The 19680-nt window shown below is 39.9% G+C and carries 14 protein-coding genes; 9 read left to right on the top strand and 5 right to left on the bottom strand.

What is annotated here, in order from left to right; translation table 11 throughout:
* Nucleotides 1-39 precede the first annotated feature (39 nt).
* Both ESV85_RS20310 and ESV85_RS20305 read right to left on the bottom strand, forming a co-directional pair.
* Entirely contained in the window at nt 40-216 is a 177-nt protein-coding gene (locus tag ESV85_RS20310) for a histone H1 (protein WP_146920886.1), read from the bottom strand.
* 101 nt (nt 217-317) lie between these two features.
* A complete protein-coding gene (locus tag ESV85_RS20305) occupies nt 318-1568 on the bottom strand; it encodes an aminotransferase class I/II-fold pyridoxal phosphate-dependent enzyme (RefSeq protein ID WP_146920884.1) in 1251 nt (416 codons plus the stop codon).
* 178 nt (nt 1569-1746) lie between these two features.
* On the opposite strand from ESV85_RS20305, the gene ESV85_RS20300 reads away from it, so the two are divergent.
* The 3 genes from ESV85_RS20300 to ESV85_RS20290 are packed head-to-tail and all read left to right on the top strand — an operon-like array spanning nt 1747 to nt 5111.
* A complete protein-coding gene (locus ESV85_RS20300; protein WP_146920882.1) occupies nt 1747-3243 on the top strand; it encodes an acetyl/propionyl/methylcrotonyl-CoA carboxylase subunit alpha in 1497 nt (498 codons plus the stop codon).
* Between the two features lies 1 nt (nt 3244).
* A complete protein-coding gene (locus ESV85_RS20295) occupies nt 3245-4555 on the top strand; it encodes a DUF1015 domain-containing protein (RefSeq protein ID WP_146920881.1) in 1311 nt (436 codons plus the stop codon).
* Entirely contained in the window at nt 4524-5111 is a 588-nt protein-coding gene (locus tag ESV85_RS20290) for a Maf family nucleotide pyrophosphatase (RefSeq protein ID WP_146920893.1), read from the top strand. Before ESV85_RS20295 ends, ESV85_RS20290 begins: the two co-directional genes overlap by 32 nt.
* 106 nt (nt 5112-5217) lie before the next feature.
* On the opposite strand, the gene ESV85_RS20285 is transcribed toward ESV85_RS20290, so the two are convergent.
* From ESV85_RS20285 to sdaAB, 3 genes are read right to left on the bottom strand one after another with little or no spacing between them, the layout of a single operon-like run.
* Nucleotides 5218-6531, bottom strand: coding sequence for an efflux RND transporter periplasmic adaptor subunit (locus ESV85_RS20285; RefSeq protein ID WP_146920879.1), 1314 nt, complete (start codon nt 6529-6531; stop codon nt 5218-5220).
* A 3-nt stretch (nt 6532-6534) separates the two neighbouring features.
* Nucleotides 6535-7872 (bottom strand): TolC family protein, encoded by a 1338-nt coding sequence (locus tag ESV85_RS20280; RefSeq protein WP_146920877.1) that lies wholly within the window; start codon nt 7870-7872, stop codon nt 6535-6537.
* A gap of 19 nt (nt 7873-7891) precedes the next feature.
* Nucleotides 7892-8569 (bottom strand): L-serine ammonia-lyase, iron-sulfur-dependent subunit beta, encoded by a 678-nt coding sequence (gene sdaAB, locus ESV85_RS20275; protein WP_146920875.1) that lies wholly within the window; start codon nt 8567-8569, stop codon nt 7892-7894.
* Nucleotides 8570-8736: 167 nt separating this feature from the next.
* Here sdaAB and ESV85_RS20270 point away from each other — a divergent pair, with 167 nt between their 5' ends.
* The 6 genes from ESV85_RS20270 (at nt 8737) to ESV85_RS20245 (ending at nt 19541) form a co-directional block, all read left to right on the top strand.
* Nucleotides 8737-9549, top strand: coding sequence for an aminotransferase class IV (locus ESV85_RS20270; protein WP_191322072.1), 813 nt, complete (start codon nt 8737-8739; stop codon nt 9547-9549).
* Between the two features lie 118 nt (nt 9550-9667).
* Nucleotides 9668-11311 carry a sodium/sugar symporter gene (locus ESV85_RS20265; protein ID WP_146920872.1) on the top strand — a complete coding sequence of 548 codons (1644 nt, stop codon included), beginning with the start codon at nt 9668-9670 and terminating at the stop codon, nt 11309-11311.
* 13 nt (nt 11312-11324) lie between these two features.
* Nucleotides 11325-12827: a xylulokinase gene (locus tag ESV85_RS20260; RefSeq protein WP_146920870.1), complete on the top strand. Its 1503-nt coding sequence runs from the start codon at nt 11325-11327 to the stop codon at nt 12825-12827.
* Nucleotides 12828-12870: 43 nt separating this feature from the next.
* A complete protein-coding gene (gene xylA, locus ESV85_RS20255; protein ID WP_146920868.1) occupies nt 12871-14184 on the top strand; it encodes a xylose isomerase in 1314 nt (437 codons plus the stop codon).
* 152 nt (nt 14185-14336) lie between these two features.
* Entirely contained in the window at nt 14337-18434 is a 4098-nt protein-coding gene (locus tag ESV85_RS20250; RefSeq protein WP_146920866.1) for a two-component regulator propeller domain-containing protein, read from the top strand.
* Between the two features lie 108 nt (nt 18435-18542).
* Nucleotides 18543-19541 (top strand): glycoside hydrolase family 5 protein, encoded by a 999-nt coding sequence (locus ESV85_RS20245; RefSeq protein ID WP_146920863.1) that lies wholly within the window; start codon nt 18543-18545, stop codon nt 19539-19541.
* Nucleotides 19542-19680: the final 139 nt, after the last annotated feature.

The raw sequence follows: 19680 nt of genomic DNA, 5'->3' as shown, positions 1-19680 counted from the left end.
AAAAGGTGACTAACTAGTCACCTTTTTTTGTTTTTGGAATTATCCTTGGTTCTTCTTGTCCTGAACTTCTTTGCGAATGTCCTGTGACATGTTTTTCAAGTCCTGCATTCCTTTTCTTACGCGAGTACCAGCTGCCTGATTTCCCTTTTCGTAGAACTTTTCAAAATCGTCTTTAAGAGAATTAATCAGTTCGCTTACTTCACTAAATTTGCTCATAGTAAAAGTGTTTTATTAAAGTTGATGATAAGTAATTTGCAATTCAATATAGCCCAAATACTTGCTAATTCAATCCTAAGGGCATTTTTTTTGAATTTTTTTTACTCACCAACAGACATTGCCAACTTGGAATTTTTATATACTCCGCTGGTTAGTTTTTCCTTAATTGCTGCAAAAGCAGTGATGGTCTCTTCCACATCCTCTAGTGTATGGACAGCCGTAGGAATTAATCTCAAGATTATCATTCCTTTAGGTATTACAGGGTAGATAACTACTGAACAGAAGATGCTGTAGTTTTCTCTAAGATCTTGAGTCAATGCAGCAGCCTCACCTACAGTGCCGTTGAGTACCACTGGAGTCACTGGAGAATTAGATTTTCCAGTACTGAATCCATTGTCATGAAGTCCTTTTCTAAGTGCTCCTACGATTTTCCAAAGGTTATCCTTCAGTTCAGGTTGAGTTTTCAATAGCTCAAGACGCTTCAATGCACCTGCAACCAATAGCATTGGAAGAGCCTTAGCGAAGATCTGAGAACGCATGTTATATCTCAAGAACATAATAACGTCTGGATCACCAGCGATAAATGCACCGATGCTAGCCATTGACTTCGCAAAAGTAGAGAAGTAAAGATCTACTTGATCCTGTACCCCTTGCTCTTCATCTGTTCCTGCTCCAGTTTTACCCATAGTACCGAAACCATGCGCATCGTCAATTAGCAATCTGAAATCAAACTTCTTCTTAAGCTCAACGATTTCTTTCAACTTACCTTGATCTCCTGTCATACCGAATACACCCTCGGTAATCACAAGGATTCCTCCGCCGGTTTCGTTGGCAAGTTTAGTCGCTCTTTCTAGCTGCTTTTCGCAATTTTGAATGTCGTTATGAGGGAAAACATAACGCTTACCCAAATGCATTCTAAGTGCATCGATGATACAAGCATGACATTCTGAATCATAAACTACTACATCTTTTCTATCAAGAAGAGAGTCGATCACAGACATAATACCTTGGTATCCGTAATTCAATAAGTAGGCTTTCTCTTTGTTGACAAAAGCGGCCAATTCATCCTCTAATTGTTCGTGAAGGCTGGTTTGTCCTGACATCATACGTGCGCCCATAGGATAGGCAGCGCCATATTGTGCAGCGGCATCAGCATCAGCTTTCCGTACTTCAGGATGATTTGCGAGGCCTAAGTAATTATTCAAACTCCAGGTTAGAACATTTTTCCCCTGAAACTTCATTCTCGGAGCAATTTCACCTTCTAGTTTGGGGAAGGAGAAATAGCCGTCTGCAAACTCAGAGTGTTTGCCCAAAGGGCCCATGTTCATTTTTAATTTTGCAAATAGATCCAAAGCTTTCGAATTTAAGTGTTTGTGGATTTAATGATCTGTTCATTAAAATCCGCCAAAAATAAAACTTTAATGCCTGCTATGCAAAAAACGTTTTGCGAAACCAACGATTCTTAACAAAGCTCGGATAAATTTCTTTATTTCGCCTAAACCCAAAATTCTAGCTTTAATATAAGAGATAATGTCCAAAATCAAAAAACTACTAGTAGCTAACCGAGGAGAGATCAGCTTGCGTATCATGCGTACGGCCCGAGAAATGGGGATTGCTACTGTTGCTGTTTATAGTGAGGCAGATAGGCTTTCTCCACATGTGCTTTTCGCAGACGAGGCAGTTTGCCTGGGACCTCCCGCATCTAATAAGTCATATTTACTTGGAGATAAAATAATTTCTTTCTGCAAAGAACTAGGTGTAGATGCAATACATCCTGGGTATGGTTTCCTTTCAGAGAATGCTGATTTCGCTAGAAAAGTACAGCAAGCAGGTTTGATTTTCATCGGGCCTTCACCGGAAGCCATAGAAATAATGGGAAGTAAACTTGCCGCTAAACAAGCTGTGGGGAAATATAATATCCCTTTGGTTCCGGGTACTGAAGAAGCTATTTCTGATATTCCTGTAGCAAAAGCTAGAGCATCTGAAATTGGATATCCTATTCTCATCAAGGCCAGCGCTGGTGGAGGAGGAAAAGGAATGCGAGTGGTGGAGAATGAAGGAGAGTTTGAAGAACAGATGCAACGGGCAGTTAGTGAAGCTCAATCTTCCTTTGGAGATAGTGCTGTTTTCATAGAAAAATACATCAGTTCCCCTAGACATATAGAAATACAGGTGTTGGGAGATCAGCAGGGAAATATTGTTTATTTGTTTGAGCGGGAGTGCTCCATACAGAGAAGACATCAGAAAGTCATAGAAGAGGCTCCCTCAGCGGTCGTATCTCCTAAGATGAGAAAGGATATGGGAGAAGCGGCGGTAGGCGTGGCAAAGGCTTGTGACTACTATGGGGCAGGTACAGTGGAATTCATTGTTGATGAACAATTGAATTTCTTCTTTCTCGAAATGAACACTCGCCTTCAGGTGGAGCATCCGGTGACAGAAATGATTACTGGAAAGGATCTGGTTCGGGAGCAAATTTTAATCGCCGAAGGAAAAGCCCTTTCTTTTACTCAGGATGAACTGAAAATAAATGGGCATTCACTTGAAGTTCGTGTATATGCAGAAGATCCAAGAAATAATTTTCTTCCAGATATAGGCAGACTTGAAACGTATCGACGTCCCCAAGGAGCAGGGATTCGTGTAGACGATGGATTTGAAGAGGGAATGGACATTCCTATCTATTATGATCCGATGATAGCCAAATTGATTACCCATGCTGAAAACCGCAGTGCTGCTATCGAGAAGATGGTGCGGGCAATTGAGGATTATAAGATTGTGGGAATTCAGACTACCCTTGATTTTTGCAAATTCGCGATTACACATGAAGCATTTGTGAGTGGAGCTTTTGATACCAAGTTCGTTGAGAATTATTTCAATCCATCTGTCCTGGATCAGGAATTTACAGATTCTGAACTCGAAGTGATTTCAGCCTTGGCGGTTGAGTTTTTTATCAAGAACAAGCCTTCAGGAATTTTGCAGTCTAAATCAGCTGACAATATAGAATCGGCCTGGAGAAATAGATTACAGTAATATGGCAGAGATATTACCAATAAAAGCTTGGCGTTATGCCGATGCTTTTACGCCGAAAATGGAAGAATTGACTGCACCATTATTTGATGTGGTTTCGGCACGACAACGACAATTACTGTATGAAAATCCCATAAACAGTATACATCTCTCCGTTCCTCAGGGAGACAATCCAGCTAGAAATGCCTTGGAAACCCTTAACAAATGGAAATCAGAGGGAATAATTAAACAGGATTTGAAACCTGGAATCTATGCGTATTACCAATATTTCCGCCTTCCGGGTGAGCATGACGAGCGCTGTAGAAAAGGATTTATAGCGCAGATAAAGGCCTATGAATGGAGTGAAGAAGTTATTCTGAGACATGAGAATACGATTGTATCTGCTGTGAATGACCGTATTGATTTATTGAAAACAACTCAGATTCAGGCGAGTCCTACGCATGGATTATATGAAGATCTGGATGAGCAGCTAGAGAAATACATGGATGAAGCTATCGCGAATCCTTTGTACGAGTTTGAAGATTACCAGGGAGTCAGAGAAGTAATGGGCGTGATTCAAGAGCCTGAAATTATCCGGCATTTTCTGGAAGTTTTAAAAGACAAGCAAGTAATCTTGGCTGATGGTCATCATCGACTCGAAGGTGCAATAGAATACCGAAAGTCTATGGAAGGAGAGTTGTCGGAGAATCGATGGAAAGGCCATGATTATCACCTAATGTACTTGACGAATACCAGTGGGAATCATCTGAAAATTTTACCTACTCATCGTTTGTATTATGGATTGGAACTATTGCAAGATTCATTACTTGAGAAAATCAAAGAATGGTTTGTTGTGAAAAAATTTGCGGATTCTGAAGAGCTAGGTACCTATGCTTTTCATAAACCTCATACCTTTGGATTAGTAATGGGAGAGGAGAGCTATACCTTGCAATTGAAAGCAGGTATGATGGATCATATCAATCTACATTTACCGGAAAGCATAAGACAGCTGGACTTAACAGTCCTTCATGAAGTGTTATTTGCAAGAATTTTGGGCATAGCAGTAGCTGATCAAAGGAGCTCAGATCAGATTGTATATGAGCGAAATTTCTCCAGGTGTATCCAAGAAGTCCGTTCAGGAAAAGCCAGTTTTGCAGTGATTACTCGTGAATTAGAACTTAGCCAAGTTCTAGAAGTATGTAAAAGCGGTGAAGTAATGCCACAGAAATCTACCTATTTCTATCCAAAAGCGTTAGGCGGATTGCTTTTCGCTAGTATTAAACAAGATGAATTTGATTTCGACTATGGATCCTTTTTTGAAAAATCTAACCAATAAGAAAATTATACTCGCCTCTAATTCCCCGAGGCGTCAAGAATTATTAAAGGGATTAGAGGTAGAATTTGAAGTAAGAGTGAATTCAGTGGACGAGACAGTCCCAAAGGATATTCAAGCTGAGTATGTAGCGGCATATTTATCTAAGTTGAAATCTGAATCTTTTGCAGCAGAGCTTGCTGACAATGAAATCCTCATCACTTCAGACACAGTAGTAATAGCTAATGGTCACGTATTGGGCAAGCCCAATACAGAAGAAGAAGCTTTTGATATGCTTAAAAGTCTTTCTGGCGCCACTCACACGGTGATGACAGCAGTAACTTTTCGAGATAAAACGAGACAAATCACGCTGGAGGATGAGACGATTGTGACATTCAGATTTCTGGAGGAGGAGGAAATCTGGCATTACATTCATCAATATAAACCAATGGATAAAGCCGGAGCATACGGAATTCAGGAATGGATTGGTTTTATGGGAGTAGAAAGGATTGAAGGTTCCTATTATAATGTGATGGGATTCCCGCTTCATTTGATCTATGCTCAACTGAAAAAGTGGTGAAGTAAAAGAGCATCATCTTCGACACTACTTAATGCAAAAAGCCCTGTGAAACTCAATTCACAGGGCTTTTTTAGTAGGAAAGTCAAGGGCTCATACCCTACACTAGTTAGTCCTTTTTGACGGCAGTAATCTTACCTTCAACTGGGGCAACTTTGTCACCTTCTTTCAACTCTTTACTTACAATGAAATAAGGTCCTGAGATGATTTGCTCACCTTCAGTTAACCCTTCCAAAACTTCAATATTTTGAAAGTCAGAAATACCAGTTTTGATTTCTTTCAATTTGGCAACTCCACCATCATTGACGAATACCAATTCCTTAGATCGAGTAGTGCCTGCTACCAATGTGTCTTGCTTATGCTCTCTAGTAGTCACAGCAGCAAGTGGAACCGAAAGTGCGTTGGATTTTGAATTTGTAAGAATTTCTACAGAAGCAGTCATTCCTGGACGGAAAGGATATTTCTTACCTTCTTCCACTAGGTCTTGGTATGAATCATTCAGGATTCTGATTTTGACTTTGAACTCCGTAACTGCATCAGAGGATGCTTTTGTATTAGCTGTGTTTGCAATACTCGTTACCACTCCTTTGAAAGTCTTTCCAGTGTAAGCATATGAATCCACATCAATAATAGTAGTGTCACCCAAACTCAATCTTACGATATCATTTTCGTTGACATCTACACGAACTTCCATTTTAGAAAGATCTGCAATAGTCAACATTTCAGTACCAGCCATTTGCTGAGTTCCTACTACACGTTCACCTTGCTCTACCAAGAGATTGGATACAATACCGTTTACTGGAGAATATACATTAGTCAGTCTCAAGTTCTCAGAAGCTTCGTCTACTGAAGCCTGAGAGCTTTTCACTACAAATTCAGAAGCACGAACACTTTGCTTTGCTGCTTCCAGATCTTTTTGGGAAGTTATATAATCTGCCTGAGCTTGCTCAAAGTCTGCATCAGAAATAGCTCTCTGCTCATAAAGACTTTTTTGTCTGTTGAAGTTCTGCTCCGATTGAGTGAATTGAGCCTCAGATCTTTGCAAGGAAGCACGGGATTGAGAAAGGTTAGCTTCCTGCTGACTGAAATTTGCTCTTGTTCTGTCCAATGCTGATATAAAGTTATCAGGTCTGATCTTTACCAAAAGCATTCCAGCAGCTACAGAATCTCCTTCTTTCACATGTAATGCGATGATTTCGCCAGCTACATCTGGACTTAGATTTACTTCTACCTCAGGCTGAATCTCTCCAGAAGCACTTACTTTTTCTATGATTGATGTTCTTTTTACTTTAGTGACTTCAACTTGCGTTTCTTTGTCTCCACCTACCCAGCCGGCATTTCGAGCGATCACTGCAAAAATAATTAGGACTACTATACCTCCAAGAAGGTAATACAATAGTTTGTTTGATTTTTTATTGGCCATGGTTTAGTAAAGATTAATTGGATTACCCAGGTAAAAATCAAGAACTTTTACTCTGAAAATATAAGTGTATTTATCGTATACGAGTTGTGATTGAGCTGAAAACAGATTGTTTTGAGCTACTTGAAAATCAACAGAATTGATTGCTCCCAATTCGAAACGTTGTTGTGAAATCCTGAAAGACTCTTCTAGGCTAGCGATTCGAGTGAGCGAAGCTTGATAGGATTGTTCCGAAGCTAAAGCGTTTGTAAATGCCGTTTCGATGTCTTGTCTAAGTTGGTTTCTTGCTTCTAGTTCAGTTACCTCAGCCAGTTTTTTCTGTACCGTAGCTCTCTGAACAGACGCTTTATTGTTCATGCGGGAAAATATAGGGACACTCAATTGTAACCCTGCAGATTGAGAAAAGTTACGGTCAATTTGGTCGCCGAATTGTAGCTCATAAAGATCCACGTAATTCGAACCTAAGTTTCCAAATAGTGATACCGTAGGAGAGTAACCCGCTTTGGCAATTTTGATACCGTAATCAGCACTTTGTACTCCCAGCATCGCTGCTTTAATTTCTGGCATTCTTTCTACTGCTGTTTGGAAAATGGTAGCAGAGGATTCTGACACCATAAATGTGTCATCAATACTTAATTCAGGTTTTTCGATTTGAAAATCAGCTGAAAAAGGAATTTGAAGCGCTTGGGCTAAACTAAGCATAGATCCATTCAGCGTTGATTTCGCATTAATCAAATCTACATTGTTAGTAGCTAGCTGAGATTGCAAATCAAGTTGATCAGAGAAAGGTAATGAGCCAGCATTCACCAGTTTGATTGTCCTATCTAATTGATCTTGAGTTGTCTTTAGCTGGTTTTCAGCGATTTTTACCTGCTCCTGATTGAATACTACATTTACATAGAAGTTAATCACGTTCAGCGTAATCGTGTTTTTGGTAGACTCAATGTTATATAGATTTTGCTCTAAAATAGTTTTAGTCTGATTTATGGTGTTGGTTAACCTTCCAGCATTAAATAAGGTAGCACTGGAAGATGCGTTCAGATTGATGTTACCGATTCGTTGAGTTTCGAATAAGTTAGTCGCAGGGTTAATGGATCTACCCCAGTTAAAGTTGCTAGAAGCTCCAGCTGTTAAACTTGGATATCTCGCCCCTTGGTTTTGTAAAAGCGTTGCCTCATTAGAGAGTCGGTTTAATTCACTTCTTTTTAGCGTAAGATTGTTTTCCAGAGCGATAGCTACAGCAGTTTCCAGATCGATAGGACCAGATGGAATAACTGTCTCTTGTGCAAAAGTTGAAAAACCAATCCCAGCAGCTAAAGCAAAGCCTAGTAGGAATTTTCTCATGGTGTAATTAATAGTGTAATTAAAGGTCAATGTCAGGTATATATATTAGTTCGGTAATCCAGGATAACGATTTCAGGTATTCTATAGTAATGTCCTTGATACCAGAGTCCATTTCTATCACGTGACAGGCTAGGTCATTTTTTCCTTTTCTGGAAACGGACATACTGGCTATATTGGCTTTCGATTGTGCGATCACTGCCGAGATAAATGCAATGGCTCCTGATATATCCTCGGCTTTAATAATAAGTGTATGATCTGCAGCAGAGAAATTCGCTACAAACCCATCCACCTCTGAAATATTGATCACTCCACCTCCAAGACTTTCGCCCACGACTTCTACCATTCTATCACCTTTTCTAAGGTTAAGCTTGATCGTATTTGGATGATGGATGGATGAATTACCAATTGATTTAAATCGATAAGTAAATCCTTTTTCCTTAGCTATGTCAAGTGAATTTTTAATATTAGCATCATCAGTTTTGAAATCCATCAATCCACCGATGATAGCTCGATCACTACCATGACCTTCGTACGTTCTTGCAAAAGAATTATAAAAAGTGATAGATGCATCTTCAGGTATTCCGCCCAAAACACGAACGGCGGCTCTTGCTATTCTCACTACTCCTGCGGTATGCGAGGAAGATGGCCCTATCATTATTGGTCCAATCATATCAAAAACGCTACTTTTATTTGCCATCTGGGTGTAATATTCCAATTTTGATGCTAAGGTAAAATCGTTGATACGATTTCGAGCAAAAATTAATATTTATTGTATTGAATGCTATTTAAGTGGTGTCATGTTTACAAAGTTTAACAAATCCTTAATTTGACAAATTGGTTTTATGGCCGATTATGAACAGTTTTATGAACGAAATCGAAACAATCTATCAAAAGTCATCTTCAAGCGGGACTTGGTTCTGCGAAGATTATATAAAGCTACCTAACCGAGCCACCAGTTATGGTGATGGTTTATTTGAGACGATGGTTTGGAGTCAGGATAATATTCGCTTTTTTGAAAAGCATCTGAAGCGTCTGTCAGAAGGAATGGAATTCTTAGGTATGGATGCTTCCATGATCAATTCAGAGGAACTGATTTCCCTTTTGAAAAAGACAATACCCGGTGAGCGAAAACGCATTCGATGGACTGTTTTTCGTGCTGGTGCAGGCAAATATACTCCTGAAGAATCTGCCGTGATTCAACTTCTCCAAATTGCTCCAGCCACTGTGGTATCTGAAATTAAACGGTATACAGACGTATCAAGGAATGTACAACTCTTTGCAAACCCTTGGTCGAAGTATAAGACTTTGAATGCTCTACCATATATTATCGCAAATAAAGAGAAAAGTGAAAGGGGATTAGATGAGATGATTCTATTAGATCATCGTGGCTATATCTCTGAAGCGAGTATTGCCAATATTTTCTGGGTGAAATCTGGTACATATTTCACACCGGCTTTAACTTGCGGATGTATTGACGGTGTTAGTCGTCAGGTTCTCATCGATTATTTAAACTCAAGCGAAATTCCATTGGAAGTAGGAGAGTTTAAATTGGATGAGTTGCATACTGCCGAGCAAGTTGTTGTCACTAACTCCTCAGGAGTCAGTTATTTAGAGCGCTTTAAAGACAGGATGTTTTCTACTAAGCCCATTGAGTTTTTGAAACTAATATTTGATTAATTTTAATTAGGTGCATTTTTTTACAGACGTTACTTTGAAAATATTATCTTTATCGGCCTATTCTAATAAGATTAGTCGTTTACCCAAACTAACTGCCCAAAATCTAACCTAACAATTTATGCTTTTAGAACCTTTAGACTTAGCCGTATTTGTCGGTTACTGTCTTCTCATCGTCGGGATGGGTTTATTTGTGTCCAGAGAGAAAAAAGGACACATTAAAGACTCCGCTGATTATTTCCTTGCCTCAAAAGCTCTCCCTTGGTGGGCAGTAGGTGCATCCTTGATCGCTTCCAATATTTCTGCGGAGCAGTTTATCGGGATGTCAGGTTCTGGATTTGCACTTGGACTTGCTATTTCTACCTATGAGTGGATGGCAGCAGTTACACTTTTGGTTGTAGCTATATTCTTCTTACCCATTTATATTAAAAAGGGAATTTATACCATGCCAGGGTTTTTGGCAGATAGATACGATTCACGTGTAAGAACGACCATGGCCGTATTCTGGCTGTTACTTTATGTATTCGTGAATTTGACTTCAGTATTGTACTTAGGTGCATTGAGTCTAAACACAATAATGGATATTCCTCTGGGATACGGAATCGCTGGATTGGCAGCTTTTGCCATGCTTTATTCTATCTATGGAGGTTTGAAAGCTGTAGCATGGACAGACGTAATTCAGGTAGTGTTTCTTATTGCCGGTGGTTTAGCTACCACTTACATAGCACTTCAGATGGTTGGTTCAGGAGATGCATGGGATGGGTTGAATTTACTTCGCAGAGAAGTTCCAGGTCACTTCTCTATGATATTATCCAAAGGAGAAATGATGATTCCTGATGGATCGGGTGGAACCCGTGATGCATATCTGGATCTTCCAGGCATATCTGTATTAGTGGGTGGCATGTGGATCACAAACCTTAGTTATTGGGGATTCAACCAGTACATTACGCAAAGGGCTTTGGCAGCAAAGAATCTAGATGAAGCCCAAAAAGGGATGATTTTCGCTGGTTTCTTGAAGTTGCTAATGCCTTTGATCGTAGTAATCCCAGGTATTGCAGCATATGTGATCGTAGAAAACGGTATAGACACAGGCTTTATTGAATCTATGAAAGATCCTGTTACGGGATTGATCAAATCTGATAGAGCTTATCCTACGCTTTTGCATTTACTTCCAGTAGGCCTGAAAGGACTTGCTTTTGCGGCTTTAACAGCAGCAATTGTATCTTCTCTGGCATCTATGGCTAATAGTACTTCTACTATTTTCACCATGGATATTTTCAATAAGCACTTTGACAGGAATGCAAGCCAGACTAAGCAAGTTCGTGTAGGTAGAATTACAGCAGTTGTTGCATTCGTCATTGCATCTGTAGTAGCTCCAGCACTTGGACAGCTAGATCAGGCATTTCAGTTTATTCAGGAATACACAGGATTCATTAGTCCAGGTGTATTTGCGATTTTCTTCTTCGGTGTATTCTGGAAGAAAACTACTTCAAATGCTGCACTTACAGGAGCCGCATTGAGTATTCCACTTTCTGTAGTCTTGAAAATTATTTTCCCTGCTTTACCATTCATTGATAGAATGGGAGTTGTTTTCTTGATTTTGGCAGCTTTGATGATTATCATTTCTTTGGTAGAAGGCAAAGGAAAAGATCATCCAAACAGTATTACTATTGATAAAGAGCTGTTCAGAACTAGTACAGCATTTAAAATTGGTGCTATTCTAATTGCAGGCATTACTGCTGCATTGTATATAGTATTTTGGTAAAAAATAACATTAGATGAGACGTTTATTATTAGGAATTGATATTGGAAGTTCCTCTGTCAAAACCTCCTTACTCGATGCAGATTCTGGTAAGGCTATACTTTCAAAGGCATTTCCTGAAGAGGAAATGTTGATTGATTCACCTGAAAAAGGGTGGGCAGAGCAGGATCCAGAAACATGGTGGAAATATGTGCAGCATTCTATCCGCTATGTACTGAATAAGACTTCAGTAAAGAAGGGCGAACTGAAAGGAATAGGCATCGCCTATCAAATGCACGGACTAGTATTGGTGGATAAGGATCAAAATGTCCTGAGACCATCTATTATCTGGTGTGATAGCCGAGCAGTTGGGATTGGAGAGAAAGCATTTAGAGAACTTGGAGAAGAGTACTGCCTGAAAAATTTGCTGAATTCTCCAGGTAATTTTACCGCTTCCAAGTTACGCTGGGTTATAGAAAATGAGCCAGCACTTGCAGCGAAAATTCATAAAATGATGCTTCCGGGAGATTTCATAGCGATGAGATTGAGCGGAGAGATTGTTACTTCTGAAACAGGTTTGTCAGAAGGTATATTCTGGGATTTTCAGAAAAATGGCCTGAGTGACAAAGTTTTGGACAACTATCAGATCTCCAAATCTTGGATTCCTGAGGTGGTACCATCATATTCAATTCAAGGCAGAGTTTCTGCATTTGCTTCCGAAGTAACTGGTCTAGAAGAAGGTATTCCTATTTCTTATCGTGCTGGAGATCAGCCTAATAATGCCTTTTCACTTCAAGCGCTAAAACCAGGCGAGTTGGCCACTACGGCGGGGACTTCAGGAACAGTTTATGGCGTTTCAGACAAGCCGCTTTATGACCCATTGTCAAGAGTGAATACCTTTGTCCATGTTAATCACTCAGTTGCGAATCCTTCTTATGGAGTGTTACTTTGTGTGAATGGTACTGGTATTCTGAATAGCTGGTTGAAAAAAATCATGGGTGCAGCGCATATAGAATATGATGAGATGAATAATTTGGCCGGTTCGGCCCCGATTGGTTCTGAAGGGTTGACTTTCATACCTTTTGGAAACGGATCAGAGAGAATTCTTCAAAATAAAAATATCGGAGCGCATATGTTAGGCTTGGATTTGCTCAAGCATGACAAGCGTCACATGATTCGTTCCGCTCAGGAAGGAATTGTTTCTGCTCTTACTTTTGGTTTCAGGATCATGCAGGATATGGGACTGGATCTCAAAACGGTCAAAGCCGGTAAAGCTAATATGTTCTTAAGTCCTGTTTTCCGAAAAACATTTGTTCATATGAATAAAGTAGTGCTGGAATTGTACGATACAGATGGAGCACAAGGGGCTGCTCGAGGAGCAGGCATAGGTGCGGGAGTATTTGCCAATGAGGCAGAAGCTTTTGCTGGATTGGAATTACTAGAAACAATAGAACCTAATGAGCATTTCTATGAGCCATATGAAGAGGTCTATTCTACCTGGAAAAACCATTTGGAATCAATCCAAAAAATGAATATTTAATTTAAATTCAAACCTATAAATACCAAATAAAACAAAAGTAAAAATGTCAAAAACTTATTTCTCTTCAATCGATAAAATTCCTTTCGAAGGTAAGGAAAGTGATAATCCACTAGCTTTTAGATTTTATGATGAAAATCGTATCATCGCAGGTAAAACAATGAAGGAGCACTTCAGGTTTTCCATAGCATATTGGCATTCCTTCTGTGGAACTGGCGGAGATCCGTTTGGACCAGGTACCATCGTTCATCCATGGGATGCAGCGGCAGACCCTATCCAAAGAGCCAAAGACAAAATGGATGCGGCATTCGAATTCATCACTAAAATCGGAGCTCCATACTATTGCTTCCATGATATTGACCTGATCGACGAAGGTCCTTCGCTGGGTGAGTATGAAAAAAGAATGCAGATTATCACCGAGTATGCTAAGCAAAAACAAGCAGATACTGGTGTGAAATTGCTTTGGGGTACTGCTAACGTGTTTAGCAATCCTCGTTATATGAACGGAGCGTCTACCAATCCTGATTTCAATGTAGTATCATGGGCAGGAACTCAAGTGAAAAATGCAATCGACGCAACTATTGCTTTGAATGGAGAGAATTACGTGTTCTGGGGTGGTCGCGAAGGTTACATGTCTTTGCTTAATACGGATATGAAGCGTGAGACTGAGCACCTAGCTCAATTCCTAACCATGGCACGTGACTATGCTAGAAAGAATGGTTTCAAAGGAACCTTCTTCATCGAGCCTAAGCCAATGGAGCCAACTAAACACCAGTATGATTACGATGCTGCTACGGTAATTGGGTTCTTGAGACAGCATGGACTTGATAAAGATTTCAAATTAAATATAGAAGTAAACCACGCGACTTTGGCTGGACATACTTTCCAGCATGAACTTCAAGTATGTGCCGATGCAGGTATGCTTGGAAGTATAGATGCTAACAGAGGTGACTACCAAAACGGATGGGATACAGATCAGTTTGCGATGAACTTGCAGGAAATGACTGAAGCTATGTTGGTTATATTGACCTCAGCAGGAATCCAAGGTGGGGGAGTGAACTTTGATGCTAAGATCAGAAGAAACTCAACTGATATGGATGATCTTTTCCTAGCACATATCGGAAGCATGGATACATTTGCGAGAGGTATGCTGATCGCTCAGGATATTCTGGACAAGTCTGATTACCTAGAAAGAAGAAAGAATCGCTATGCAAGCTTTGATTCTGGAAAAGGCAAGTCTTTCGAAACAGGACAGCTTACACTTGAAGACTTGAGAAACTACGCAGCTGAAGTAGGAGAACCTATTCAGACTAGTGGTAAGCAAGAGTACTTTGAAAATCTGTTGAATAGATTTATCTAAGCATCTTTTATAAAATATTTTCAAAAGTCCGGTTGAGATTCCTCAATCGGACTTTTTTAGTAAAAAAATATTTCGAGCATTTGTTAAATATCGATACAGAAATGAGATGTTTCCTTTAAATCTCATAATTTGGCGTTTATAGTTACTGTGGTATGAAAGGATATGTGGTAAGTGGAATAGCTTGTTTGATGATACTTTGGGTTGGTACAGTTTTGGGCCAAAACGAAGTAGAAAAACTGGTATTTCGAAATCTGGACGAAAGTCTGGGTTTATCCAATTCCAATATCCTTAGCATGGTAAGAGATGCTGATGGTATGATGTGGTATGGCACGGCTTACGGGTTGTACCGATACGACGGTACACGCACTAAGATTTTTTTGAATACCAAGGACTCCACCTCCATTTCCCACAATAACATTCTCAAGATGTATCTTGGGCCTGATGATAAGCTTTGGGTTAAGAATGTAAATGGAGTTTTTGATATCTATAATTCTGAAAATGAGCATTTCTCAAGAGGTGTTTCTGTTTATTCACCTATTTACCATCTAGCATCTGATTCAGTAGGAATGCTGATGAAAGACCGTCAAAATAGGTTTTGGTTTACACATCCAGCCAAAGGAATCAGTATATATGACGAAACCACCGGAAAAACTGTCTATGTTCAAAAAAACAGTGACAAAGGCAGTCTTTTTTCTAATGAAATAGCAGCTATATCTGAAGCACCTGATGGGTTGATTTGGGTAGTTCACCGTTCTGGAGTCATCGATCTGCTTGATCCTAATCGCCTGATCGTTACCAAGACATTGAGGCTTCCAAAGGATGAAATATCTGCGTCTGCTACTTATGAGATGATGATTGATTCAGATGGTGACGTGTGGTTGTTTGATCCTGAGAGGAATCTGGGTGTATTCCGTGTCGATGGGTTTACGCATGTGATCGAAGCAAACCAAGAAAATCGTGGTACTTATTGGCTGAATAACAATATGGTGAAAGCTATCGTGGAGGCTAAAAAAGGCCAGATATGGCTTGGTACCGACCACGGAGGAATAAATGTTCTCGATAAAGCTACAGGCAACGTCACGTACTTGAATGGTGAAAGTATCCAGGATACTTCCATGCCCCATAATGTGATTTATTCCTTGTATAAGGACAACGAAGATATTATTTGGGTTGGTACGCATAAAAAAGGTGTGGCCTATTATCACCAAGGATTGTTGCGATTCTCCCATGTGCGAAAAAACTTTGCAGACAAAAATTCTCTTCCATTTAATGATGTAAATGCTTTTGCAGAGGATAGTTTAGGTAATTTATATATAGGTACTAATGGTGGAGGATTATATTACCACAATAGAAAAACTAACACCTATAAACACTACAAACATAATCCAGACAATAAAAACAGCCTAATTGGAGACGTCGTGGTGGATTTGATGGTTGACCACGAAGGTGTGTTGTGGATAGGTACTTATTTGAATGGCTTGGGCAGCTTTGATGGGAAAGATTTTAAAAATTACCAGTACCAGCCTGACAATTCATCGGGAATTGCTGGGCCTAGCATTTGGAAACTTTTCGAAGACAGTTCTGGCAAAATCTGGATTGGTACGCTACGCTCCGGCATTTCTATGCTCGACAAGGATAGAAAGGGATTTCATAATTATCCGGCGGGAAGCGCTCCTTTTTTTACCAATAATCAGTACATCACAGGCTTTGCGGAAGATCGATCAGGTAATATTTGGGTTTCTGGTGGAAGTGGTTTGAATGTGTTCAATTACGAAACAGGTCAAAATTCTTTTTACTCAGAAACACAGGGAAATGGCCTGGTAGACTCTAACACGACCGATTTATTTATGGATGAAGAGGGCGTATTGTGGGTTACTGCCTTGAGTGGTCTGTACTATTTTAATACTTCCGATAGCTCTTTTGTACATTATGGAGAGGAAGAAGGATTGCCTACCTCATATCTTGTTGATATGCTCGAGGACGACGGTAGCAATTTATGGATTAGCTCGCAGATGGGTTTGATCTATGCTGAGATTAATAGAAATGTAAATCCCTTCTCAATTACCTTTCAGAATTTTGATCAGAAAGATGGCCTTCAAGCCGCTTTATTCAATAAAAATTCGGCTGTTAAGACAAGCAAGAATGAATTCATTTTTGGGGGGCCAAACGGCTACAACATTTTTAAATCTGAGAATTTTGCTTTTGAGCGAAATAATCCGGCAGTAGTTTTTACAGAGTTCCAACTTTTCAACGAAGAAGTGAAGGTAGGAGAGAAGGTGAGTAACCGAGTTCTACTTTCAAAATCATTGGATAAAATGGATCAGCTGGTGTTGAAACATGATGAGAATATTTTCTCTATTGGTTTCAGTGCCTTGAACTTCCTTTATCCCGAGAAAAATAAGTACCGATATAAGCTTCTTGGATTCAATGACGATTGGATATACCTGAATGATGATTTGGCCAAAGTGACTTTCACTAATCTTGACCCAGGAAATTACACATTGGTAGTGCAGCCAGGGACCGTATTGGATGGGTGGAGTCTGTATGAGTACAAATTGGATATTAAGATTCTGGCTCCTTTTTGGAAGACTCCGATAGCCTATTTTTTGTATTTAATGGCAATTCTAGGGATTATATTCTATTTCAGAAATCAACTCTTAACCCGGCAACGGGAGAAGTTTGATAGAGAACAAGCTATTCGTGAGTCAAAACGTGTGCAGGAGTTGGATCGGTTGAAGACCAAGTTTTTCACGAATCTAAGTCATGAATTCAGAACGCCACTTTCATTGATTCTGACTCCGACGGAGCATCTGATTTCTGAGACTGAAAACACTGGATTATTGAGTCAATACAAGATCATCCAGCGAAATGCAAGACGCTTGCTTAAGTTGATTAACCAGTTGCTGGATGTGAAGAATGTAGAAAATGGAGGACTCACATTTCATCCTTCTGAAGGAGATGTGGTTCAATTCATCAAAGACTGTGTAGCTGATTTCCATGAGCTTTCAGAGAATAAGCATATCCATTTAAATTTTGAAACAAATACACATGGACAGCAGGCGATTTTTGATCCTGACAAATTGGAGAAAGTACTATTCAATTTGCTTTCCAATGCATTCAAATTCACGCACGAAGATGGTGCGATCACAGTTACGCTAGAACTTCAACAGGAAAATGAAGAGAAGGGGATTTTGATTTTGTCTGTGTCAGACACTGGAGTTGGTATTTCGAAGGAAGATCAGCATAAGATTTTTGATAGATTCTTTACCACTGAAGGCCACAAGCAGCAGCTGAATCAGGGAAGTGGTATAGGTTTGTCTCTAGTTCAGGATTTTGCCCGAACGATGAAAGGTGAAATATCGGTAGAAAGTGAGCCGGGAATGGGTTCTGTCTTTAGTCTAAGCATTCCTTTGGTGTTGATTATACCGGAAAACTGGGAGGAAGATGAGGAGGATTTTGTACAGGAATCAAATGATTTGAAGGAAGTGATACTTATTGCAGAAGATCATGTGGAGTTCAGGAATTATTTAAAAGACTGCCTCTCTGATACCTATCATGTACTCACAGCTACTAATGGGCTTCAAGGTTGGGAACTAGCCCAGCAACATATTCCAGACTTGATCATATCGGATTTGATGATGCCTCAGATGGATGGCAAAGAATTTTGCCACAAAGTAAAAGGAGATATCAAAACTTCACACATACCGGTGATCTTGCTTACAGCCAAAAAATCTGAGGAGACGATGGTTCAGGGATTAGATAGTGGTTGTAACCTTTACCTGACAAAACCATTCAATTTGGAGATTTTGCAACTTAGCATCAAGAATCTGTTGCGTGAGCGAAATGTGATCCAAGAGCAAAATAGAAACAAAATCCAAATCAATGCTTCCGAAGTGAACGTAACTTCCTTGGACGATCAACTGATCCAAAAAGCCGTGTCACTGGTAGAAAAGCATATGGAAGATCCTCAGTTTTCTGTAGAATTCCTGAGCAAGGAGTTGGGGATGAGTAGAGTTCATTTGTACAAGAAGCTTCAATCCATCACAGGTAAAAGCCCTATTGAATTTATCCGTTTGATTAGATTGAAACGAGCTTCACAGCTTTTGGCGAAAAGTCAGCTCAACATCTCCGAAATCGCTTACATGGTGGGCTATAATAATGCGAAGTATTTTGCGAAGCATTTCAAAGCTGAATTCTCTATTCTTCCTTCAGAATATGCGGCGCGGCAGCAAGAAATTGCTGCAGAGTAGGATTTTTTCTCTCGATTTAACGAACCTTACCCTAATCGGAAACAATTGATACCCGAGTTTGAAATTCTGTTGGTGTAAAATTGATAACTCAATTAACAAACCCACAGAATGAAAAAACTTTTAGTGATTGCATGTCTGATTCTATCGTCATGTTCGGAAGCATCAGCTCCTGATCCAGGTACAAATCCCCCAGTTTCCAATCCAGATCCAGTCGGTGAAGTCAAATACTTTGGACAGCTTAAAGTAACTGACGGAAAATTGACCGATAGTGAAGGTAATGCAGTAATGCTTCGGGGCGTGAGCTTCGGCTGGCATAATTGGTGGCCTCGATTTTACAACACATCAGCAGTGAAGTTCCTTAAAAGTGATTGGAACGCAAACTTGGTTCGAGCCGCAATGGGAGTAGATCCATCAGGAGCGTATTTAGAAAATCCGGAATTTGCTATAGAGAAGATCAAAGCTGTAGTGGATGCAGCTATAGCTGAGAATATGTATGTGATCATAGACTGGCATAGCCATGATTTATATCCAGAGCAGGCAAAAGCATTTTTTGTGGAAATGGCACAGACGTATGGTGACAGTCCGCATGTGATCTATGAGCTGTTCAACGAGCCTGATTACGAGACTTGGGAAGAGGTGAAAGCTTATAGCGAAGAGATCATTACCGAAATCAGAAAATACGATCCCGATAATTTGATTCTGGTTGGCTCACCTACTTGGAGTCAAGATATACACCTGGTGGCTCAGAATCCTATACTCAATCAAAAGAACATCATGTATGTATTGCATTTCTATGCTGCTACTCACAAGGACTATTTGAGAGAAAGAGCCGAGAAAGCATTCAAGGACGGTTTACCTCTCTTCGTTACAGAATGTGCGGGCATGGAAGCAAGTGGTGATGGGCCTATTGATTCGGCTTCATGGAATGCTTGGCTTAGCTGGATGGAGAGCAGAAAAATCTCTTTTGCCGCTTGGTCTATTGCTGATAAGGATGAGTCTTGTTCCATGCTACTACCGGCAGCTTCTTCAGAGGGAAATTGGACTGATTCACAGATCAAACCTTGGGGAGAAGTGGTGAAAGGAGCGCTCAAAAAGAATCTGCAGTAGCTATTTGGGAAGGGTTTCAAAAGTATATCTTTTTTTCGCAGTTTTATTTACCTGAAAAGGAGAGAATGAAACAGTGTAAAACCTTCTATTTCAATCGATTTCATAGGGGTTAACATTTGATACCCCTATTCAAAACATT

The sequence above is a fragment of the Algoriphagus aquimarinus genome (genome assembly GCF_007997215.1).
Classification (GTDB): domain Bacteria; phylum Bacteroidota; class Bacteroidia; order Cytophagales; family Cyclobacteriaceae; genus Algoriphagus; species Algoriphagus aquimarinus_A.
The sequence above is the reverse complement of the archived record's forward strand: the minus strand, read 5'-3'. Positions and strand labels throughout refer to the sequence as shown.